Consider the following 23301-nt stretch of genomic DNA (forward strand, 5'->3'; position numbering starts at 1 on the left):
CGTATGTAATTTCAGCTATCGTCTGCTCTGAGCTTTCTAATCTTACACGATTATTTGCAAAACCCTTCTTTAGATAATATGTAGTATCATCTATTACTAATTTCATCATTGGATTTATTTTGATTTTAGTTCTATCTTCTAATATTAACTTTCCTTTATCTTTTATCTTTACATTCTATCACCCAGTTTGAACGAAACATGGATTGGAGGGATTTATTTTCAATAGCTGTTACAACCATATTAGAATTCGAATCCATTACCTCAACATTCACATAAAACTCATCAAATATGTAATCAATCAACTTTTCCACTTTATTTGTATAAAATCTTTTTATAAATCCAATGTTAACACCATCTTTATTAATAATTGGTATACATTTGGTCGTTTTTTTGATTACAGGCTTCTTAAAATATCCAAACTCCATTTTTATCTCCCATTTATTTTTTGGACTCAATTAATTTATGAAATGATAAGCTTAAATTATTCCAATAATGTATACGGATATTCCTTTGAATAGTTCCTCATCATTTTAAAAACTGTATAAAAATATAAAACACCTAATTTATTAAGGGATATGTTTCCTTTAACAATTTAGGTGTTTTTTGTACAACTATAACATTCTTATACTTATTTCTTGCTCAGATTTAGCCTTCATCGGCAAGTTCTAATAGTATAGCTTTTTTTGTTTATATCTTCTTCACAAACTCTGATTTTAATTTCATTGCGCCGAAGCTAGGAATTTTACAATCAATGTTATGATCGCCTTCAACTAAACGAATGCCTTTGACCTTCGTTCCTATTTTCAAAACGGATGATGAACCTTTTACTTTTAGGTCTTTAATGACAGAGACCGTGTCCCCATCACTTAACAGGTTCCCATTCGCATCTTTGACCACAAGCTGTTCCTCTGCCGCTTGTTCTTGTTCAAGTGACCATTCATGCGCACATTCAGGACAAATCAGCAAACTGCCGTCCTCGTATGTATAAGGTGAGCTGCACGAAGGACAATTCGGTAGATTAGACATTTTTGTTTCCTCCAACTTTCTACATCATTTATATCGATTTTACCACATTTCTTATAGAAGGAATGTGATAGAAAAGGAAACATTTTTCATCGTTTACTTATTTCTTCCAATTTCTAACGCTGCCGCGATATTCCGAGCCGTTCTCTCTACATGAAGATTCGCATCTTGTATCGCCTCAGAAAGAGAGGTAATACCTGGAACGATACTAAACAGTGCATCAATTCCATGATCGTGTACGACTGCACTGTCTTTTGCAAGAGAGCCTGCGATGCCAATCACAGGCAGATGATACTGCTTCGCTGCTTTGGCTACGCCGATTGGTGTTTTTCCAAAAATGGTCTGCCGGTCAATTCGGCCTTCTCCCGTAATGACAAGGTCTGCCTCCTTGATGACGTCATCAAAATGAACAGCCTTCAGCACAATATCGATTCCTCTTTGCAAATCGGCTTGTAAAAAGCCTAATAAACTCGCACCAAGCCCTCCTGCCGCTCCTGCCCCTGCTGCATCTCCAAAAGAGATATTGAACTGCTTTTCAGCTACTTGTGCAAATTGAGCCAGATTCTTGTCTAACACTTGAACCATTTCTTCATCTGCTCCCTTTTGAGGACCGAAAACAGCAGACGCTCCTCTCTCACCCGTTAAAGGATTATCCACATCACAAGCCGCCTCCAGACGGACGGATTGCAGTCTTGGATCGAGTCCAGATAAATCAATTGAAGCTAATTGATGAAGTGCCCCGCCGCCTGACGTCAGGGAATGTCCTGTGTTATCAAGGAAAGCTGCACCTAATCCTTGCATCATCCCAACACCGCCATCATTTGTTGCACTTCCTCCAAGCCCAATGATCACATGCTTCGCTCCTATATCGAGCGCTGCAAGTATTAATTCACCCGTTCCTCTCGATGTCGTCCATAACGGATTACGTTTTTCTCGGGGTACAAGATGTAAACCAGAGGCTGCAGCCATCTCTATGACAGCAGTCTGACCGTCTCCTAACATGCCAAAAAAAGCATTCACTGGCTCACCAAGCGGGCCCGTGACCACTTGATGAACAATGTGTCCGCCCGTCGCATCAACCAACGATTGAACGGTCCCCTCTCCTCCATCTGCCATTGGCAGTTTGATATACTCTGCGTTTGGCAAAACAGAACGAAATCCTCGTTCAATGGCACATGCTGTCTCATAAGCAGATAAACTTTCTTTAAATGAATCTGGTGCGATCACAATTTTCATCCTAAAGCCCCTCTTTTCTTGTCATGTCCTCAGCCAAACAGCTGGAAAACGCCAAAAATAATGGTTGATACAACAGTTAACGTCAAACCGATTAACGATTCAAAAGGCATGAGCTTCAAACGCTCTTTGATATCCATTTGAACACTTCCTGCTGTTGCATGGAAAAAGCTCCCGTGCGGCATATGGTCAAGCACTGTTGCGCCAGCATGAATCATGGCTGCCCCTGAAAGAGCAGATACACCAAGCCCAATCAGCGTTCCGCTAAACACACCACTCGCGACCGCTGTTCCTGCTGTTGTCGAAGCGGTCGCGGCTGACATAAATATCCCTGAAGTTGGAGCAAGTAAATATGGAGGTAAACCCGATGCATCCAGTGCTTGAATAAACACATCTTTTAAGGAAGAATTCGATACGATTCCTGCTAGTGTACCTGTCCCTAATAACATGATCGCGACACCTGACATTTTATGGAGCCCCGACATCGCATAATCATTGAGAAATTTCCCTTTTTTCATGAAAAGAGCACCTACAATCCCTCCAATCGGTAAGGCGATCATTGGGTCTATATTGATTTGAAAAAGCGGTCTTAAAGCCAACAATAAAATGGTAACCAGCGGACCAGCCAGTGCTTGAAAAAAGGCAGGTATTTGAACTTTATTTTGCCCAGTTTCCTCTTCAAGAACGGGTGTCCCTTTGTTTGCAAGCTTTTTAGCTAATACATATGTAACCGCCAACCCGAACACAGCCGGAATGATTCCTGCAGCCATCATTGAAGTCAGAGGTACACCAAAAGCGTCTGAAGCGGCAATAGCATTCGGATTCGGGGACATGATATTTCCTGCCTTCCCTCCTCCAATCATAGCAAGGAGAATTCCCGTTTTTGAGAGCTTTGCGCGTTTGGCAATAGCAAGTGCGATTGGCGCTACCGTAATAACCGCAACATCTACAAAAACGCCTACTGTTGTTAAAATCATCGTTGCAAGAGCGAGTGCTAATAGTGCCCTCGCCTCACCAAGCCTTCTCACGATGGCCTCAGCGATAGATAACGCTGCACCTGATTCAATGAGAACACCAGCCAGTACACCTGCGGCCATAATTCTAAGGACAGCCGGAATCATGTCCTTAGCACCTTCCATCATAACGTTGACGGTCTGAACAATGTCTACACCGCCAACCAATCCGCCTATAAATGCACCTGCCAGCATGCCATAAGCAGGTGATACTTTTTTTAGAATGAGAACAATCGCGATCACAAGCGCCGCCATGGCTCCCAGAGTACTTACCGTCACATCTCCACCCATTCTCAATCCCCCTAAAAATATCTTTCTCCAATTGTAAGCGTTTACCCAAAGGGATTGTGTTGTGAATCTGGATGAACTTTTTTAACTGACCACTCTACCGAATTGTGCATTTGCACAATCAAGAAAATTGAGTCATTAGCTGCGCCATATAAAGCTCGATTAACTGTTTTACATGACGAGGGTCTTTTCCGGTCAATCCTTGAATTTTGTCTAAACGATAACGCAATGTATTTCGATGAATAAATAAACGATCAACAATTCTTTGCAAATCACCGCCCTCTTCAATGTAAACCCTTAATGTATGGGCGAGCTCTGCTTCTTGTGTCAAAGGCTTGTAAAAGTCAGTCCATCGACTGTTCTTTTCAGCAATTCCCGCCATCATGAATAAGCTTTCCAGCTGATAAGACTCAAAGAAATACATACTTTCCTCCGGATCAAGAGCCCTTCCTAACCTCAGGGCATCTCTCGCATGCTGAAAAGAAATGGGCAGCTGGCTGATGTCGTCAGCGACAGTCCCTATCCCCACTAACACTTGGCCTCCAACTGCTCTTTGCATTGTTCTTTGCAGATGACCTGCCACCTGCTTTACTCGATGGTCAGGTATGGGCTGACTTAAAAGAATCAATTCATGACAAAAGGTCATGCCAAGTAAATCATCTGCCTTCTTATCATATTGAATCGCATGCATCAATTTATGAACAGCATCCTCTGAGGAGGGAACTGGCTGAAAAACAATAGCCATTCGGCGCTTGTCTAAATCCATCCCCAGCCAAGCAGCTCGATTTTTCAGCTGATGATCCCCAGCATCAGAATATGAAATCAACTGATTGACAATTTCACTTTCTATTCGATGACGCCATTGAACCCGCTCAAGCAGAAAAGATTGCTCTAACACCAGTTCAGCTGCCATCTTCACCAGCTCGGCATGATGCCGAATGTCCTCTGGCTCACCAGTAATCCCAATCACACCAACTACTTGTTCATGGAAGCAAATAGGCAAGTTAATCCCGGGTCTCACTCCTTCTAAGCGCAAAGAGGTCTCCTGGTCAATTTCCACACTATTCCCGCTTGTCAGCACAAGTCGTGCACCATCATGTTTCTGGCCAATCCTGTTTCGTTCACCAGAACCAATAATGACACCATCTGCATTCATCACATTGATGTTTTTATGTAAAATATGCATCGTACGTTCAACCATTTCTTGAGCCAATTCACTGGTCAAAAATTGCATTTTCCATCTCCCCTGAAGGTTTTTTCATTCAATGTATCATAGTGTCTTTGAACAATAAATGCAAAGTGTTTAAAAACCAGCCATTGACAAAGACACCCTGAAAAGTGTTTAATCAATTCAAGGACCGACCGACAGTCTAGTTAAAAGAAAGGATGGCTTTATGAGAACCGTTAAACATCCTGAGGAACGTAAAAATGACATATTAAACGCAGCAGAAGCGCTTTTTTCAACCAAAGGCTATCAGAAAACAACAATTATTGACATATTAAAAGCCGTTGGCATTGCAAAAGGCACCTTTTACTACTACTTTGCATCCAAAGAAGAAGTAATGGATGCCATTATTGACAGGATCATCAAAGAAGATATCATCGTGGCAAAGCGGATTGCAGCTGACCCAGACCTTCCAGTCGTTGACAAACTATTTCGTATCATCATGGCGCAATCACCTCAGCAAGGAAGCCATAAACAGGGCATGATCGATCAGTTCCATCAGCCTTCTAATGCAGAAATGCATCAAAAAAGCTTAATCAAAGCCATTAAAGAACTATCACCAGTGTTGGCAGATGTTATTCAGCAAGGTGTAGAGGAAGGGACATTCAAAACGAAGTATCCGCAAGAGACGGTTGAATTCCTTCTTGCTTCTGCGCAGGTCATATTTGATGAAGGCCTTTTTCAATGGACAGCCGAAGAAAGTCTACAACGCGCTTTAGCTTTTATCGAAATACTCGAATCCTCATTGCATGCAAAAAAGGGAAGTTTTTCCTTCCTGCTCAAGCGATTATCTGGAGAGCTGGATGAAAATAATCAGTGATTGGTCACTTCAATACCAATCCTGCATACATTATAGACTGACGGTCGGTCTAAAAGGAGTGTGATATTCATGTCTTTGTTATCCAAAAGAGGGTCATCCCACTTTATCTACCTCGTTCTCGGACAGATTATTTCCGTTTTCGGATCTTCTCTCATTCGGTTTGTTCTATCTTTACACGTACTGGATATGACGCACCGAGTTGATTTATATGCCTTACTTTTCGCTTTATCCAATATCCCGCTCCTTCTCTCCCCGTTAGCTGGTGCAATCGCTGACCGGTTTAACAGAAGGAACTTAATGATTTTATTTGATGTCCTCACCGGCATGATGATTCTTGCCTTTTATTTTTGGTTATTTTCGGGAAATGATTCACTCTATATGATCGGAGCTGTCATGATACTGCTTGGCGTGATGAGTACGTTCTATGCTCCCGCTGTCATGTCCAGCATTCCACAGCTAGTGAAACAAGAGCAATTAGAACAAGCAAACGGCATTGTCAATGGCGTTCAGGCACTTTCAGGTGTTCTCGCACCTATTATCGGAGGAGTTCTATACGGAATGATTGGAAGCCAATCCATCATCGGTGCAAGTGCCATCGTATTTTTTCTATCAGCCTGCATGCTTTTAAGGTTAAACATTTCCTTCTCCCCTAGTCCGCTGACAGAGTCTATGGGCAAAGTGCTCATAAAAGATATGAAACAAGGATTTCCTTATATTGGCAGACGGCCATTTTTAAAAAGGGCCATGCTGCTTGCCGCAATGTTAAATTTCATCCTTACACCATTTTTTATTGTTGGGGGACCAATCATTTTAAGGGTCACAATGAAGAGCAGTGACATCATGTATGGAATAGGCATGGGCTTGATTGAGTTCGCTGTCATCGCAGGGGCTCTGCTAGTTGGACTTGTAGCGAAGCGATGGCGCATTCCTACTTTATATCGCTGGCTTCTTGTCATCGCAGTCATCTTGCTGCCTGTGGCGTTCTCAACATCCAAAACAGCTCTTCAATTTGGCACTTATCCAGCTTATTTTCTCTTTTTAGCAGGATGCCTTCCAATTGCTATGCTGCTGACTATGATCTCAATCGTTGTGATTTCACATGTTCAAAAGAAAACACCAAATCATCAGTTGGGAAAAGTGATGGCCAATCTGACAATGGTTTCTCAATGTGCTGCTCCGCTTGGCCAAATGATGTATGGATTCTTGTTCAATACGTTTTCAGCCACCATGTATGTGACGGTGCTCATCGTCAGTACTTTCATGTTTGCACTAGCCTGCTTAACAAAAAATATGCTTCAGCATGAAGGAGAATCAGCCTCATGAGATTAGCGTTTATAAAGAAAGACTTAACCCGTCACCGTCTTATTTCAATCGGCTTAACCATTTGCATCATGATGACTTCATTTCTCGCAACAAGTGCAGCTCAAATGATCGTACAGCTGAATGGTTCCATTTCTAACATGCTCCATTCTGCCAAAGCGCCAGACTTTGTCCAAATGCATGACGGCGGCATAAATGAAAAAGACATTGAAGCATTTTCAAGCAAGCAGTCCATGGTAAAAGCCCATCAAATCGTCCCAATGATACCAATTGAACATGCAAACATCAGGTTCGGACATGAGCCTGCCAAAGCAGGTGTGATGGATCATTTATTTGTGAAGCAAAATCGCAACTTTGATTTTCTTTTAAATGAACAAAACGAAAAGCTCACTGTCAATAAAGGAGAAGTGGCTGTCCCAATTTATTTTCAACAAAAGTATCAGCTCAACATAGGTGAAACGTTACTGATTGAGAAAGGAGCTAATCAATTCACCTTTCGCATCAAAGCGTTCTTGCGAGATGCACAAATGAACCCCAGTCTTGTCAGTTCAAAAAGATTTCTTCTTCATAACGAGGATTGGGATGCAATAAATCAAGTGTTTCATCACAAAGAGTACTTAATCGAATTTTTACTACATGATGTCGCTCAGACAGATACCTTTCAAGCCATCTATCAATCATCACAACTGCCACAACAAGGTCCATCTGTCACACTACCTTTACTGCGTATGCTGAATGCATTGACAGATGGAATGGTCATTGCCATTCTCCTGCTTGTTTGCCTGCTGCTCATCAGTATAGCCCTTCTCTCACTCCATCTTGCTATGACGGCTTCAATAGAAGAGGATGAACGTGAAATTGGCATACTGAAGGTGCTTGGGATCCCTTTAACAAAAATCAAGCAATTATACGTTGGAAAGTATGCCGTGCTTGCTTGTGCAGGGTGTATAGCAGGATATGTGTTAACGCTTATATTTGGTGATATGTTTACAACCAATATCCACCGTTACATGGGGAATCAGCCTTCTTTTGCTCATTGGTTAATCCCGCTTTTTGTTTCTATTGCGACGGCAATGATCGTCATCTCTTGCAGCTATGCTGTCCTAAGAAAGTTTGGTCAAATATCAGCTGCTCAAGCACTTCAAGGCGTTATCAATTCACCGAATCATAAGAAAAAAATACCTATGCACCTCAAGAAAAGCAGGTTCATACCAATCAATATTTGGCTGGGTTTAAAAGATCTGATATCACGAAAGAAGCTGTACACAACGATTTCTTGTATTATTGCACTCTGTCCATTTTTAATGCTCATGCCTATTCAGCTATGGCATACCTTACAATCACCGGATTTCATCACATACCTTGGCTCTGGTAAAAGTGACCTTCGAATGGATATACGCCAAGGGAATCATCTAGCGAAAAATACAAACGAAATAGAATCAATGATTCGTGAAGATCAGAGCATACAAACAGCAGCCATCTATAAAACTACTTCTCTTCAGGTGAAATCAAAGGAGAACACATTAGAAACGCTCTACTTAGAAACAGGTGAGCTCTCAGCATTTCCCCTCAACTATTTACAAGGACGACAGCCTTTAAAGAATGAAGAAATTGCCTTATCCGTATTAAATGCAGATTCACTTCAGAAAAAGATAGGAGAAAGAATCACTCTCGTAACTAATGGGCATGAAATCCAAAGAACGGTAACAGGTATTTATCAGGACGTGACCAATGGAGGCAAAACAGCAAAAGCAATATCACAGCCATTTCCTCAAACAGCTCTTTGGCAAACCGTTCAAATCCAACTAAAACCAGGAGTAAATATCGCAGAGAAAAAGAAAGTATTTGAAAAGAAGGTATCTCCTGCAAAAGTGACAGATATGAAAGAATACGTTCATCAAACGATCGGCAGCACAGCAGCTATTGTAAAAGTTATTGCATTTTTTTCTGCATTAGCTGCCTTTGGAACCGCCAGCTTAATGCTATTCATGTTTCTGCACATGTTAAAGGCGAAAGATTTAAGCCGAAACCACATGCTAAGAACAATTGGATTTTCTATAACAGATATAACAGTACAATATATAACGAGTTTTATCGCTGTTCTTTCTTTTGGCGCCTTTATTGGAACAATCGCGGTCAATACCATTGGTCCTGCTTTGATGAGTATAGGAGGAGCAACATTAGGGGCGTCGAGCCTCCAGTGGCTGTCACCACAATGGGTGTCAGTTGTGTACCCCGTTACACTATTTATTGTCAATTTAGCTTTGACCACCTGGTTATTGAAGACGTTTTTTTCTAGTCAAACGACAAGGCAAACACTTTTATAAGGAGATGTTTCACATGGAACACTTGATTGAAACGAAGCGATTGTCTTTGCATATCAATTCATTAAAAGGACAAAAACAAACCATTCTTAAGGATATTCATTTATCGATAAAGCATGGGGAATTCGTGACCATTATGGGACCTTCTGGATGCGGGAAAACATCATTACTTTATCAGCTTAGCGGCATAGAAACAGCTTCAACAGGAGAGATCGAATATAAAGGCCGATCACTATCAGAAATGACAGACAAACAGTTAACTGCTCTGCGCTTAACAGAGATGGGGTTTGTCTTTCAGCACAGCCACTTATTAAAAAATCTTAATTTATTTGACAACATCATAGCTGCAGCTTATTTAGCAAAGAAAAAGCCAAGACAAGAATTGAATGAACGAGCTCAATATTTAATGAAAAAACTCGATATTGATCATTTGGCAAATAGATATTTGACAGAAGTATCGGGAGGACAGCTTCAAAGAGCCGCTATCTGCCGAGCGCTCATGAATGAACCAGACATACTTTTCGCTGATGAACCAACAGGTGCTCTTAATTCCAGTACAACAAAAGAAGTGATGAATATTTTTTCAAGAATCCACGCTGAAGGAGCAACACTGCTGCTTGTCACACATGACCCCAAGGTGGCTCTTCGTTCTGAAAGAATTATGTTTATGAATGACGGGGAAATTGTAGCCAGTTTACAACTAGGAAGATATGATCACTCAACTGCCGAGAACCGAGAAATGAGATTAAATCAATGGCTGCAAGATTTAGGTTTTTAATTTGAGAACAAATTTGAACAAACAGGCAGGAAACTGCCTGTTCTATTTTTTTTGGCACTCAAACGAGTAATCCATAGACAAACTATTTGTTTCTAAGATGATTTTGCCGCCAGCTTGTTGACAAGATTCTGTCAGCAGCTCAATTTCTTTGCTATAAAAGTATCTCTTTGACATATAAACAGTCACTAAAACAAGTAACAGAGTCGCGATAATGACTGTGATTTGTCTATTTAAACTTGGAAATCTTTTTTTCATTTCAACATCCTTTCTAAAGGTCTAAGTTTGTGTTTAATACTTACTTTTGGCTGAAACTATCAGTTTCTTATCTCAAGATCTAGCAACATCATACATGATTTTCTTTCCTAGATCGACCTTCCATTTTCCCTCTGAAATAGCTAAAACCTCTTTATTCCAAATATACGAGTGATATTTTCGTTCATTATCATAAAATCCATTGTATATATTCCTTTTTTAGACTTCCAAAAAGAGATTTTATTCATTTGTGCTAACAAGCAATTACCCTTACAATATCGTACATCACATGACCTTAGGTCCCTTTTATTACCTCTTGTCAATCACTTCACAGAAACGATTATATTTTTCCAAAAATTGTGATATCGTTTTTTATGAAACAGGTGAAAGGATCTTAAAGAGGTGAAATTTCCATGGCTATCATTTCTGCTGAACAGGTGGGGAATCGATTAAATGATTGGAGAATTGCAATTCGCAAGCATGATGTACACATTGCAAAAGCAATGTATACAGAATTAAAAGAATTACTTCAAAAAATGGAAGAGAATCAGGAGGTCTTGACCTATTACTCATTGCTAGAAGGCAAGTATAAGCTCATGTTATATGAACGAAGAGGTACAAAACTGAAGGAACAGACAGAACCAGATTGCCCCTCTAAAACAAACGACTTAATTGAATACTATTTTTACCTATACAAAGCCCTTTACGCTTCATATAAAAGAGACTATGCATCAGCCATTGGACTGTTTAAAATTGCCGAGAAAAAACTACAACACATTCCTGACGAAATAGAAGTAGCAGAATTCCATACGAAAATCGCCAACTTATATATGCTGCTTCGTCAAAGCCTGATTTCTCTACACTACATTCAGAATGCTATTGATATTTTCAAAAGTCATGAAGGATATGAGAGAAGACTAGCTGCAGCCTTTGTCATCGCCGCTGCTAATTATATGGACATTGGTGACTTTATAAGAGCAGAAGACTACTACAAAAAAGCATTACACATCGCAGACAGTCTCAACGATCATTTTCTAACATCACAGCTTTATCATAATATCAGCATTTTGTACGCCGAAGCTGGCGAATCAAAAAAATGTATCGATGCCCTAGAAAAGGCTCTTAGTGATGAAGACTATCTCTCTTCGTGTTACTTTCATCACTCCATGTACATGTTAATGAAAGAGCTGCTTTCTATCGATGAAAGGACACAAGCTCTCTATTACTTCGAATTGGTGAATCAAAAACATGAATCAGAGAAGTGTCCCATCTATACAGCAAAAATGAATTTGCTTTACCATCTATATTTCACTGAAGATATGGCTCAAAAAGCTCAAGCCTGTTTCGATGAAATCAGCATTCTTAAAAAATTAAAGGATGCTGAAGGAGCCTGTGAATTAAGTGCATTAGCTGCAAAACACTTTGAAGAGCTGGGAGCAATTCATCAAGCCTATCTCTTCTTAAAGGAAGCTGATCGCATGAAACATCCTATCATTGACTGGGGGAATTCTAATGAAAAAAATGAGTTTATTGATTATCGCTTTGACCATCGTTGTTTTAGGACAAACAGGGGCTTTCAATTCATTAAATGATGAAAATCCTGATACAACAGAACGACCTATCGGAACTTAATATAAACATTGGTCATACAAAGAACCACTCGCCTCATCAAGGCAAGTGGTTCAACATTTATTTTAGTTGCTGATAAGATATGAGGCGGTGTATATGTACCGCAAGATAAGTAAGCTCATCATTAGGAATGACGATACTATGCACCTGTTTAATATAGTCTTTGATCTTAAAAGCAACATCCATCGCTTGAGGATATAAGTGTGCAATTTGTTCAAACAACTCATTTTCTTGATCTGATAATAATTTATCAGCATAAAATCTTTCTACAAAGAATTTCACATGTGTAATGAACCGGCTGTAATGAATATTCTCTTGATCCATTTTCATATTCAATGTATAGCGCACAAGATTGACAATACTCCCGATCATCTTGGCATATTTCATACCATCTTTCGAATCGGATTTTTCACCTAATGCATTAATTAAGTGAAAGGCGATATTAGCAGCTTCTTCTTTTGGTAATTGTATGCCCAATGTGTCATTGACTAACTCAAGTGCGTAATTCCCTACTTCAAATTCTTCCGTATAGTAGTTTTTGATTTCCCAATACACGCGATTCGTAATATTAATATTCTTTTTATGACGTTCCACTGCAAAATTCAAATGATCCATTAAGGTAAAATAAACACCTGAATTTAAAGTTGAGTTTAAACGTTTTTCTGCGTATTGGACGATGTGCTGAGTTAAATCGATAAACTCCTGAGGCATTGAATCTAACAGTTGAAGAAATTCTTTTGCTCTCATGTTATCAACTGACATAAAGACTTGGTCCGCTTTTTTCTCTTCTATCATTTGACCTGGTTTCTGTCCATAGCCAATTCCTCGGCCGAACAATACCATCTCCTGTTGGTTCTGATCTTCAGCCAGGACCACACTCGAGTTTAAAACTTTTTTGATTTTAAACATCGTCATCACCTGTTTTCATGATTGTGGTGTTCAATCAAGCGATTCACCATTTGTCTCAATGACTTTTTGGTACCAATAAAATGAATCTTTTCGAGATCGTTTTAATGTCCCGTTCCCGTCATCATCTTGATCGACGTGAATGAAGCCATAGCGTTTTGACATTTGTGATGTACCTGCACTAATAATATCAATCGAGCCCCAGCTCGTATATCCAAAGAGATCGACGCCTTCTTCAATCGCTTCTCTCATTTGACGGAAATGCTCTTTAAAATAGTTAATACGATAGTCGTCATGGATAGAGCCATCACTTTCAACTACATCCTTTGCACCCATGCCGTTCTCGACAATGATAAGAGGTTTTTGATAACGATCATACAATTCGATCAAAGAAATTTTCAGACCAACCGGATCAATTTGCCAGCCCCAGTCAGTTGAAGGAAGATAAGGGTTTTTAACCCCGCGAATTGTGTTCCCTTCTGTCTCTTCTAATCCTTCTTGGGCTGACTCCGTTAAAGACATATAGTAGCTAAATGAGATAAAATCTACTGTGTTTTCTTTTAAAATGGTAAGGTCATCTGCTTCCATTTGAATATGAATATCTTTTCTCTCAAGCATGCGCTTGATCAGTGGCGGATACTCGCCAAACACCTGAACATCTGCATAGAAATAGTTTTCTAAGTTTTGTTTCAAAGCTTGTTCCACATCATTCGGGTGGCACGTATGCGGATACGTTGTCAATTTTGTCAGCATACATCCTACCTGGCTGCCTGGGATGATGCGATGGCAATCTGCTGTTACGAGAGCAGATGCGACAAATTGATGATGAAGTGCTTGGTACACCGTTTCTTCCACTTTTCCTTCTGGGCAGCGATCAGGAATAATTCCTGCTGTAATGAAAGAGTGGCGGTGAATACTATCAATTTCATTAAAGGTGAGCCAATATTTCACATCATGTTTATATCGTTCAAAACATACATTGGCGAACTTCACAAAGAGATCAACGACTTTTCTTTCAACCCAGCCATTATATTTCACACTAAGCGCTAAAGGCATTTCATAATGAGAGAGAGTCACGATCGGTTCTATGTTGTGTTTTTTCATTTCTGCAAAGACACGATCATAAAATTGCAGCCCTTTTTCATTCGGTTCCGCTTCTTCTCCAGTAGGGAAGATACGACTCCATGCAATAGAAATCCGAAGTGTTTGAAATCCCATTTCTGCAAAGAGAGCCAAATCCTCTTTATAGTGATGATAGAAATCGATACCTCTGCGTTTTGGATATTTTTTATCGTCTGGATCTTTCATTGCACGATCTATATTTTCAGTGGTAACAGCAAGATGACCTTCATAATCTTCTACACTCAAGTTGGAACGGTACATTGCAATATCTGCAACAGACGGTCCCTTTCCATCTATATTCCAGGCGCCTTCTGCCTGGTTAGCCGCAATGGCACCGCCCCATAAAAATCCTTTTGGAAAACCTTTGATTTTTGTCATATGATTAGCCTCCTAATTGTGTAACAACCATCAATGTATCTTGACGATTGACCTCTTGTAATGGCTGTACCTTAATATCATATTGATCTGTATTTGTGATTACAGCAAGTGTTACTGGATCATATCCTGCTTCCATGATTTTTTCTAGATCAAATTCAATCAATAAATCACCTGCTTGAACACGATCTCCTGCCTGCACTTTTGGATAGAAATACTGTCCTTCCAACTGAACAGTGTCAATGCCGATGTGGAATAATACTTCAACCCCTTGGTCCGTTTTCATACCAAGCGCATGGTTTGTTTCGAACAGCAAGGTCACCTCACCATCTACTGGTGCATAAAGTGCTCCTTTTGAAGGTACAATGGCAATTCCGTCCCCCATGACCTTTGAAGAAAAAATATCATCTTTTACTTCAGATAGAGAGATCATTTGACCAATCACAGGGCTTTTGAAAGTTTCTCCTGCTCCAATTTGTTCAGCAAATGCAGCTTGGTCCTTTGTCTTTTCTTCTACTGTTCGATCTTTACCTAATACAAAAGCAGCGATAAATGCGACAATAAATGAAATGACTGCTCCAATGATAGCAAACATCAGATTTCGCGGAAGTTCATCTGATATAAACATCGACATGCTTGCTAATCCTGGGCCAACAAGCACAAAGGCTTGTATTCCAACTAAACCAATGAAAATTCCGCCAACAAACGAACCAATCATAACACTTCCAAGGACTCGCTTATTTTGAAGTGTCACACCATATAACGCCGGCTCTGTGATACCAAAAAAGGCTGAAATCCCTGCCGAAATGGCTGTTGATCTGAGTACCTTGTCTTTTGTGCGTAGTGCCACAGCAAAACACGCTCCACTTTCCGCAATATTATGCGCAAGTGATGCCGGTAAATAAAGCGCTTCTTTCCCAAGGGTTCCCATCGTTGTGACTGCATAAGGGACCATTGCTTTGTGCATGCCTGAAGCAACCATGAATGGGAGGACCGCTGCTAAAATTGCGACAGCTACCCAGCCTACCGTATTAAACATCGCAAGAATAATAGATGAAAAGCCTTGCCCCGCTGTAAAACCAATCGGTCCTAACAGAAGTAACGTAACTGGTACAGTAATGACCAATGACATCATCGGAACGAAGAAAATCCGAATTGGTTTTGGTGAAAACCGCGTAAAGAATTTTTCCATTTGCGCGTAAAGCAATACAGAAAGGATTGCCGGAAACACTTGATACGCATAAGCTATATTTTTTACATCGAATGACAGTAATTGTGCACCTTCTGTAAGCATTGCTGTCATGTTCGGCAGAAGGAGCGCACCGACTGCTGATAATGCGACCAGTGGGTTTACTTTTAGTTTATTCGCCGTCGTTACAGCAACTAATAAAGGCAGAAAGTAAAGTGGTGCATCACCTACCATGTTCAGTATTTGATAGGTTTGTCCCTTTGCATCCATCCAGCCTAATAAAGAGAAAAGGAGAAGAAATGATTTTAAAATTCCTCCGCCTGCGATAGCTGGTACAAGAGGCTGGAAGACACCGACAATAAAATCTAACAGGACTGTGCCTGCTTTTCTCTTTTCTTTTGGCTGATTGGATGGCACGTCTTGGCTTGATGAGCTGCTGCCTATTAAACTTGTTACCTTTTGATACACTTCAATGACGTCATTCCCAATCACCACTTGGCATTGTCCTGACATTCTGACAGCTATGACACCGGGTGTTTTTTCTAGTGCTGGTACATCTGCTTTTTTCTGATCAATTAGCGTGAAGCGAAGTCTTGTTGAACAGTGCTCAAGGTGCGCAATGTTTTCTTTGCCGCCTATATGCTGTAAAACGTCTTTGGCAACTTGTGTGTAATCCATTTTTTCTCCCCCTTTTCTCATACACGAGACCTATATTTTGGCAATAAAAAAAGGACCTAAAACGACAAATAAAAGAAATTCATCGTTTTTAGATCCTGCCTGCATGACCAGTCACATGTCTAATTTATTCATATTGGATTTGTTTTTAGTATATATTGATTATATGAAAGCGTCAACATTTATTTTTCTAAAAATTATTAAGGTCTATAGACCCAAATTCATTTTCCTTAATTAGTTGAAGCGTTTGCCTTCCTCTCTTTTTTTCACCAATAACTATCTTCATTATAAAAAACCAGATAAATTTATTCATTCATCTGGTTATCATCATCTATTTTTTCTTTTCTTCTGCCTGCTTTTTAAATGCTTCAGATTGTTTTTGATATTCCTGCTTTGAGACTGGTTTAAATTCTACGATGCCGCCTGCTATTTTCAGAGGAAGTTTTATTGATTTTGCACCTCGATTCGTTGAACCTACGATAATACCAGTTTTGTGCTCTTCGATTTGAGGATAGGTACTGATATCAAACATGATTCCATCAGAAACACCACCCGCTTTATGTTTCGTCTCTTTATAAGGTTCACCACCATCCCCTGGAACTGTTCTCATTAGAAAGGCCCCTGACCATTCAGACTCAATATGCATGTGCTTTACTTGTAGAAATAGTTGGTATGTACCATCCTCCGCAGTATACAGATAACCATAAGCACCTGTTACTTTCTTGATGTAGTCTCTTAAATAATCATAAAATCTAGTTTCTGAGTCATCAATTAACTCATCATATCGATCTTGAATGGCTTTTTGATACGCATTTAATTTTTTTTGATCAACTGCTTTGTATGTGATGCTTTTGTTTTCACCTTGTTTTTTCACAGAGAGATCTTTTCCAGCAACATGTACTTCATACATCACCGAATCTTTTCCTCGCTTCACTTCAAATTCATAACCGTTTTCAATTGCTTTTCCAGTTAATTGATATTTATGTTTAAATAAATTCGGATCAAAATGCATTTCCGGACTTTCTTCTAAAATGGTTTCATTCAAGTGACCGGTTACTTTCCCTTTTCTCTCCGTTACCTTAAACCAATTCACGCCCTCTTTTGTTTTCTGCGCAAAGGCGTAGGATTGATTCAATGCACTCTTTTTTCCGATTGCTTGATAGGCTGACCAGCTGACTGCACCAAGGACTAATACCGTCAGGACAGCCACAAACCAGATTTTCGATTTACTCATACGTACCCCTCCAATATATAATCTGATGAAAGATCATCCATATATATGAGTGATTCACCTCTCTGATTAGCAAAATCAGGTAAATATCCACTCCCTTTATCGAATTTATTTTTCAACAACCCCTTGTATCTGCCACTTCACATCATTTATTATATATCTAAAAGATATATCACTTAGATAGGTGTGCTGATATGAAAAAATACAATGATACGACGTATGCGATTTTAGGTATTTTAACGACTGATTGTAAGTCAGGGTATGAAGTGAAGCAATTAATTGATAGAAGCCTGCATCATTTTTGGAAAATCAGTTATGGACAAATTTATCCAGCTTTAAAGTTAATAGTCGAGGAAGGCCTTGCGGAAGTTTCACCTGCTGCTGCTTCTGGCCGCTCAGACAAGCGGGAATATCATTTGACTGAAAAAGGACTGAATACGTTAAGAGAGTGGCTGGCGCAGCCGCTCGATCAGTTACCAACAGAGCGTAATGAGGTGTTATTAAAGTTATTCTTTGGTCAATATCTTTCGTTTGAGAAGAAACTAGTGCTTTTACAGGATTATGAGCGGCAGCTTCGTATTCGTTATGAAACTTATGTTTCAATTGAACAAAACATTCAAGAGCTTTATCCAGATGAAGCGGATGCGAAGTATTGGCTGTTTACTTTAGATTATGGAAAAAGAGTGGCTCAAGCAGGAATTGATTGGTGCGTGGACACATTCCATTCGATGAAGAAGGAAGGGTAAATGAATGAAAAAAGACATACGTGCGGGTAGATTTACAACGGACAATTCTGATTCGATTGTTGTGTTCATCATCGGAATGAGGATCAACAAACGCTGGGCCATTCATCAATGGCTGCCTGTGTTCATGGCGATGCCTGGCATGATCAAGGAGCTGTATACCCATCAAGATGAGCTTGGCTTTCTTGGGACAGAGAATTACTTTGGATTACGCACGACAGCGATGATTCAATATTGGAAATCAACAGATGACCTCCTTGCCTATGCCAAGATGGAGAAGCATTTGGCTGCTTGGAAAGAATTTAACCAAAGAACACGAAATAATGACGCCGTCGGAATTTATCATGAAACGTACCAAATTCAAGCCGGCTCGTATGAATCCATCTACGTGAACATGCCTTCCTACGGACTGAGCCAAGCAAAATCCCCTATTTCAATAAGTAAAGGTCAACAAACAGCGAAGGACCGTCTGAATACAACAAATTCCTAGAGAGCGATTCTCTAGGAATTTCTTTTTGTAACGGTCACAAAATGCTTTAATATGCGGGCTGTTAATCCCCATATGGTGTAGTTTTCGTAATCATAAAACCATTCCTCAATCGAACGGCTTCCCCAGCTGTATTTTTCACCATTCATGATTTTTTCATAAGGGAAGTCCTCTCCTGGTGTTGGCTGAACGGATACATGATGTAAGTATGGCTCATATTGGCTGAGCCATGATAGAGGCACGGTAAAAGTCTCCTCTACTTCTTCTTGATTAAAGGAGTGTTTCACTTTTTGCTCATCAATGATACCGACATATGGGTATACCACAAAAGATGGAGAAGCGATATAAGGACTGAGCTGTCCAAGGATCTCGACCGATTCTGGCGGAATGCCCAGCTCTTCATGTGTTTCTCGCAGTGCAGCTTCCTGTGCAGTTTCGCTGCCGTCAAGCTTGCCCCCAGGAAAGCTAATATCCCCCGGCTGTTTTCTCATGGTCAACGATCGGACCTCAAATAATATATGCCAATCTCCATTTACTTGCACCAAAGGGATAAGGACTGCTGCTTTGAACGCTGTCTCTTCTCCAATGAACAACGGTTGTGATTGATGTAAGTCATTTTTTAATTGATCAATGAACACGGACATCACCTGTTTTCTGTTTCTCTTTCCTTTAGCGTATCATGGTTCACCTTTTCAATAAAGATGATCTTTCTGACAATTATTTTTATCATTTTGACAACTTTACTTGTCAAAATGAATATAATGCTTTACAATCAAGGAAAGATTTCAACCAAAATTGAGGTGACAGAATGAAAAATCGGTTAAAAGAGCTTCGTGCGCGAGATGGTTTAAACCAAACTGAACTTGCAAAGCGTGCAAAGGTCTCTCGTCAAACCATCAGCTTAATGGAACGAGATGAGTTAATGCCGTCTCTATTGCTCGCTGTTAAGCTTTCACGAATTTTTCAGGAACCCATTGAACGTATTTTTCTATTCGAGGAGGATGAACTCTCATGAAAACTGTATACAAAATGCTCTTAGGTGCTCTCCTTGGCTTTCTCGGCGCTTACTGTCTGCTGGCAGCCGAATTTGAAATGACACTTCTTGATGTTGCATTTGAAGCCACTCTTGTCATCAGTGGATTGACGATTTTATTGATTATTTATTGTTTTTCAGGGATTTCACGTATGAAAAAAAGAGTATCTCTTTCGGTTTCTGGAGATGAAGAGGATGAACTGGAGGCAAAACAATATCGGACCTTTACTGATTTGACTTTAGCCAATACGGTAAGTACCATTTTTTCCATTGTTGCCATCGGTATCGCGATCGTCACCGATCAGCCCATTTGGTTGATTCTCGTCAATGCTGCTTTATTTATTGTCTCCATTATCAGTTCATATATAGCGATATCTGTTCTAAAGCTTGTCTACCCTAATCGCAACCTGCCAAGTCCATCTGACAAAGATTATAGTAAAAAGCTGCTCGCTATTTCAGACGAAGGCGAAAAGCATGTGATGCTTGGCGGACTGTTTCACACGTATCAAATGATGAATGTTCTATTGACCGGCGCCATGTTTATTTTGATTGTGTATTCCCTTGGAGCCAATCACTCTCAGCTTTTCTCAATCATGGTCATTGGTGTTGTTTTGATCATTTTGAATGCAAATTATGTGCTAAAGATTAGAAATCGTTAAATGAACAAAAGCACAGCCTAATGCAAAGGCTGTGCTTTTTCCGTTCATTATGACGCGCGGCGTTTCTTTCGTGCATAAATCAATAGTAAGAAACCAAACCAGACCGGCGTTAATAAGAGCGCGGGGCGTGTTGCATCTGCAAACAGCATGATCACTAGAATCGCAGCGAAGAGAACCAAAACACATATATTCACAAAAGGTGTGAAAGGTGCTTTAAAGGTAGATGCTTCATGCAATTCAGGCCGTGTTTTTTTATATTTCAAATGGCTAATTAAAATAATACTCCATACCCAAATGAAACAAATGGCACTGATCGTTGTCACAATACCAAAGGCTTGTTCGGGAATCAGCTTGCTTAAAAGAGCTCCAACCGATACCACAATCGTCGAAACAAACAGGGCATTGCTTGGGACAGCATGCTTGTTCAGACGTCCGAAGGAAGCTGGACCCTGCTTTTGATGACTAAGATTATACAGAATACGGCTCGTCGAGAACATGCCGCTATTACAAGCTGATGCCGCAGACGTCAACACAACAAAATTAATGAGCCCTGCTGCTACTGGTATCCCAATGAGTCCAAAGGTTTTCACAAAAGGACTTTCTGATGCGCTGAGTTCAGTCCATGGGTTGATACATAGTAAGACAAAGATCGCTCCCACATAGAAAAATAGAATTCTTAATGGAATCTTATTAATCGCAGAAGGGATGTTTTTTTGCGGATTGGCTGTTTCTGCTGCGGACACACCGACCAGTTCAACTCCCACATACGCAAAAATCACCATCTGGAATGACAATAAGAAACCTGTGACACCATTCGGGAATAACCCGCCATGAGACCATAAATTCGTTACTGTCACCGGTCCGGCATCTGTTTGAAAACCAATGATTAAAAGAACAATTCCAACCCCGATCAATAATAGAATCGTAATTACTTTAATGAGTGCAAACCAAAATTCCATTTCTCCGAAAAGCTTCACCGTTAATAGATTCAATCCTAGTAAAATCAATAAACAAATGATGGCAGGAATCCACTGCGGGATGTCAAACCAATACTGCACGTACACACCGACCGCAATGACATCCGCCATCGCTGTCATAATCCAGCAAAACCAATAGGTCCACCCTGTCACAAAGGAAGCCCACGGGCCGAGATAGTCCTCCGCAATATCGGTTAATGACTGATAGCCTGCCTTCGATAAAAGCAATTCTCCGAGTGCCCTCATGACAAAAAAGATGGCCATCCCGACAATTAAATAAGCAAAAATAATTGAAGGACCTGCCAATTGAATAGCTTTTCCAGATCCTAAAAACAGTCCTGTTCCAATGGTTCCGCCAATGGCAATCAATTGTACATGACGGTTTGATAAATCACGTTTTAATTCTTGTTGTGCCAATGCTAACACCCTCCTACGACACGATCTTATCCTGAAATAATGAACCCTTTAAAAAAGTCCATAAAAAAAGAGATTGGATGCGCTCCAATCTCACGGTCATAAAAGAATAGCAAAATAGAGAAAAGTCATACACGGCATCATCCATGCACCACAAATACAATATTTCGTACTCTTCTGTCCTTTTGCCTGAGATTGTGAACCCTTCGGCGCCGCACATACATGCGGTCTCTCCAGAAGCTGCTCCTGCTATAGTGTGACCCACAGCATTCATAGCCTTCGTTATTTAATTAAAATGTTGCTATTTCTGAATAATTTCATATTTTACGCCTCAATCAGAAAGCTGTCAATGGTAATCTTTTATGATTTACGGCGTTACTCATATGTCTTCACTTCATCACCCCCCCTGATTCATGTATAATAAATCAAAAGATGTTCGGCTCGTCTGATAGAGAAATCCCTCTTGATGATGAACAAAGTTAGGCAATCCATTGAAGTTGGTGAAGATAAATGAAAAAAATGAACAAGCAGCGTGTCACATTACAGGAAGTCGCCAAGCATGCCGGTGTCTCGACTTCAACGGCATCACTCGTTGTTCGAAATAATCCTAGAATCTCTGAAGCCACTCGAAACAAAGTACTGCAATCCATGGAGGAATTAGGATACGTATACGACCGCGTTGCTGCCAACATGCGGTCAAAAAGCTCAAATATCGTGGGTGTGATTGTGACGGATATTTCTAACACCTTTATTTCGGAGTTTTTAATTGGCGTGCAAACCACGCTTGAGTCACTGGGCTATACTGTTTTACTTGGTACGACCTTTGACAGTGTCGATAAACAGGAGCGGCTCATTTCCACCATGGTAGAGCACCGAGTGGGCGGGATTATTTTAAACCCAGCTTCGAAAAGCTCTGCTCGAACGGTCAAACAATTAAATCAAATTCGCACCCCAAAAGTACTGGCAAATCGTGAATTATCAGATGTGCAATGTGACTATGTCGGTGTTGATTATGAACAAGGTACTTGGATGGCGATTCATCATCTTCTTCAAAAAGGGCATCGCCGCATCGCTTTTTTAGGCGGCATCAAGACTTCTTCGACTTGGATTGAGCGGATGAAAGGTTTCAAAAGAGCTCATGACGAAGAAAATGTGACGATTGATGATTCTCTTATTATTGATATAGAACCTACTCGTGAAGGCGGGAAAGAAGCACTTGCCCAAGTGATGGATCAGCCTGAGCCCCCTACTGCTATTTTTTGTTTTAGTGACTTATTCGCTTTTGGGGTCATTCAAGCCCTGTCAGCACGGGGCATCAAGCCTGGTGAAGATATCGATGTCGTTGGATTCGATAATGTTCCTGAAGCAGAAATGTATCATCCGCCGCTCACCACTGTTTCCTCCTTCCCACGATCCATCGGGGTAAAAGCAGCGAACCTTTTATATCATAAAATGAACGAACAGGATGAAGAGCTGCAGCGATTGATTTTAAAGCCTCTACTTCATATTAGAGAAACCTCTCCATCATGATGAAAAAGAGAATTGTGTGCAGCAATTCTCTTTTTTTTATTGATCAAGTCAACTA

At 40.3% G+C, this 23301-nt stretch carries 21 protein-coding genes and 1 riboswitch; of the genes, 10 read left to right on the forward strand and 11 right to left on the reverse strand.

The window, feature by feature from the left end; translation table 11 throughout:
* Positions 1–155: 155 nt before the first annotated feature.
* From MHB41_RS18285 to MHB41_RS18305, 5 genes are all read right to left on the reverse strand, one after another.
* Complete coding sequence (locus tag MHB41_RS18285; protein ID WP_254001501.1) at positions 156–425, reverse strand: hypothetical protein; 270 nt, start codon at positions 423–425, stop codon at positions 156–158.
* Positions 426–687: 262 nt separating this feature from the next.
* The gene (locus MHB41_RS18290) at positions 688–1026 is read right to left on the reverse strand and encodes a zinc ribbon domain-containing protein YjdM (protein WP_034281410.1); all 339 of its coding nucleotides are present in this window, start codon (positions 1024–1026) and stop codon (positions 688–690) included.
* A 93-nt stretch (positions 1027–1119) separates the two neighbouring features.
* Positions 1120–2259, reverse strand: a complete 1140-nt coding sequence (locus tag MHB41_RS18295) for a glycerate kinase (RefSeq protein WP_340899652.1) — start codon at positions 2257–2259, stop codon at positions 1120–1122.
* 29 nt (positions 2260–2288) lie between these two features.
* A complete protein-coding gene (locus MHB41_RS18300; RefSeq protein ID WP_081125160.1) occupies positions 2289–3560 on the reverse strand; it encodes a GntP family permease in 1272 nt (423 codons plus the stop codon).
* Positions 3561–3678: 118 nt separating this feature from the next.
* Entirely contained in the window at positions 3679–4791 is a 1113-nt protein-coding gene (locus MHB41_RS18305; protein ID WP_268456229.1) for a sugar diacid recognition domain-containing protein, read from the reverse strand.
* A gap of 160 nt (positions 4792–4951) precedes the next feature.
* Between MHB41_RS18305 and MHB41_RS18310 the strand changes: the two genes are divergently transcribed.
* The 5 genes from MHB41_RS18310 (at position 4952) to MHB41_RS18330 (ending at position 11868) form a co-directional block, all read left to right on the forward strand.
* On the forward strand, positions 4952–5602 hold the full coding sequence (locus MHB41_RS18310) for a TetR/AcrR family transcriptional regulator (RefSeq protein WP_061110305.1): 651 nt from the start codon (positions 4952–4954) through the stop codon (positions 5600–5602).
* A 69-nt stretch (positions 5603–5671) separates the two neighbouring features.
* Positions 5672–6925, forward strand: coding sequence for an MFS transporter (locus tag MHB41_RS18315; RefSeq protein ID WP_268456230.1), 1254 nt, complete (start codon positions 5672–5674; stop codon positions 6923–6925).
* The gene (locus tag MHB41_RS18320) at positions 6922–9249 is read left to right on the forward strand and encodes an ABC transporter permease (protein ID WP_268481252.1); all 2328 of its coding nucleotides are present in this window, start codon (positions 6922–6924) and stop codon (positions 9247–9249) included. Before MHB41_RS18315 ends, MHB41_RS18320 begins: the two co-directional genes overlap by 4 nt.
* Before the next feature lie 13 nt (positions 9250–9262).
* The gene (locus tag MHB41_RS18325) at positions 9263–10024 is read left to right on the forward strand and encodes an ABC transporter ATP-binding protein (protein WP_034281417.1); all 762 of its coding nucleotides are present in this window, start codon (positions 9263–9265) and stop codon (positions 10022–10024) included.
* Positions 10025–10689: 665 nt separating this feature from the next.
* Positions 10690–11868 carry a Rap family tetratricopeptide repeat protein gene (locus tag MHB41_RS18330; RefSeq protein WP_101676617.1) on the forward strand — a complete coding sequence of 393 codons (1179 nt, stop codon included), beginning with the start codon at positions 10690–10692 and terminating at the stop codon, positions 11866–11868.
* A gap of 97 nt (positions 11869–11965) precedes the next feature.
* Here MHB41_RS18330 and MHB41_RS18335 read toward each other — a convergent pair whose 3' ends face one another.
* The 4 genes from MHB41_RS18335 to MHB41_RS18350 all read right to left on the reverse strand — a co-directional run bounded on the left by MHB41_RS18335 (position 11966) and on the right by MHB41_RS18350 (position 17406).
* Complete coding sequence (locus MHB41_RS18335; protein ID WP_034281420.1) at positions 11966–12814, reverse strand: PRD domain-containing protein; 849 nt, start codon at positions 12812–12814, stop codon at positions 11966–11968.
* A gap of 30 nt (positions 12815–12844) precedes the next feature.
* Positions 12845–14311, reverse strand: a complete 1467-nt coding sequence (locus MHB41_RS18340; RefSeq protein ID WP_061110311.1) for a glycoside hydrolase family 1 protein — start codon at positions 14309–14311, stop codon at positions 12845–12847.
* A gap of 4 nt (positions 14312–14315) precedes the next feature.
* The gene (locus MHB41_RS18345; RefSeq protein WP_034281422.1) at positions 14316–16175 is read right to left on the reverse strand and encodes a beta-glucoside-specific PTS transporter subunit IIABC; all 1860 of its coding nucleotides are present in this window, start codon (positions 16173–16175) and stop codon (positions 14316–14318) included.
* 328 nt (positions 16176–16503) lie between these two features.
* Positions 16504–17406, reverse strand: coding sequence for a hypothetical protein (locus MHB41_RS18350; protein ID WP_120208007.1), 903 nt, complete (start codon positions 17404–17406; stop codon positions 16504–16506).
* Between the two features lie 191 nt (positions 17407–17597).
* Here MHB41_RS18350 and MHB41_RS18355 point away from each other — a divergent pair, with 191 nt between their 5' ends.
* A complete protein-coding gene (locus MHB41_RS18355) occupies positions 17598–18149 on the forward strand; it encodes a PadR family transcriptional regulator (RefSeq protein WP_061110313.1) in 552 nt (183 codons plus the stop codon).
* 4 nt (positions 18150–18153) lie between these two features.
* Positions 18154–18636, forward strand: coding sequence for a DUF4188 domain-containing protein (locus MHB41_RS18360; RefSeq protein WP_061110314.1), 483 nt, complete (start codon positions 18154–18156; stop codon positions 18634–18636).
* Positions 18637–18647: 11 nt separating this feature from the next.
* On the opposite strand, the gene MHB41_RS18365 is transcribed toward MHB41_RS18360, so the two are convergent.
* The gene (locus MHB41_RS18365) at positions 18648–19271 is read right to left on the reverse strand and encodes a CoA pyrophosphatase (protein WP_046312645.1); all 624 of its coding nucleotides are present in this window, start codon (positions 19269–19271) and stop codon (positions 18648–18650) included.
* A gap of 170 nt (positions 19272–19441) precedes the next feature.
* Between MHB41_RS18365 and MHB41_RS18370 the strand changes: the two genes are divergently transcribed.
* Together MHB41_RS18370 and MHB41_RS18375 are read left to right on the forward strand one after the other, a co-directional pair.
* Positions 19442–19648, forward strand: coding sequence for a helix-turn-helix transcriptional regulator (locus MHB41_RS18370; RefSeq protein WP_003215336.1), 207 nt, complete (start codon positions 19442–19444; stop codon positions 19646–19648).
* On the forward strand, positions 19645–20325 hold the full coding sequence (locus tag MHB41_RS18375; protein WP_101676619.1) for a DUF3169 family protein: 681 nt from the start codon (positions 19645–19647) through the stop codon (positions 20323–20325). The genes MHB41_RS18370 and MHB41_RS18375 overlap by 4 nt, the downstream gene beginning before the upstream one ends.
* Positions 20326–20372: 47 nt before the next feature.
* On the opposite strand, the gene MHB41_RS18380 is transcribed toward MHB41_RS18375, so the two are convergent.
* A complete protein-coding gene (locus MHB41_RS18380) occupies positions 20373–21719 on the reverse strand; it encodes an amino acid permease (RefSeq protein ID WP_041105802.1) in 1347 nt (448 codons plus the stop codon).
* 164 nt (positions 21720–21883) lie between these two features.
* Positions 21884–21963, reverse strand: a riboswitch (glycine riboswitch).
* A gap of 263 nt (positions 21964–22226) precedes the next feature.
* Here MHB41_RS18380 and MHB41_RS18385 point away from each other — a divergent pair.
* A complete protein-coding gene (locus tag MHB41_RS18385) occupies positions 22227–23246 on the forward strand; it encodes a LacI family DNA-binding transcriptional regulator (RefSeq protein ID WP_101676620.1) in 1020 nt (339 codons plus the stop codon).
* Positions 23247–23301 lie beyond the last annotated feature (55 nt).

Source organism: Bacillus sp. FSL H7-0578, from assembly GCF_038630855.1.
Taxonomy (GTDB): domain Bacteria; phylum Bacillota; class Bacilli; order Bacillales; family Bacillaceae; genus Bacillus; species Bacillus safensis.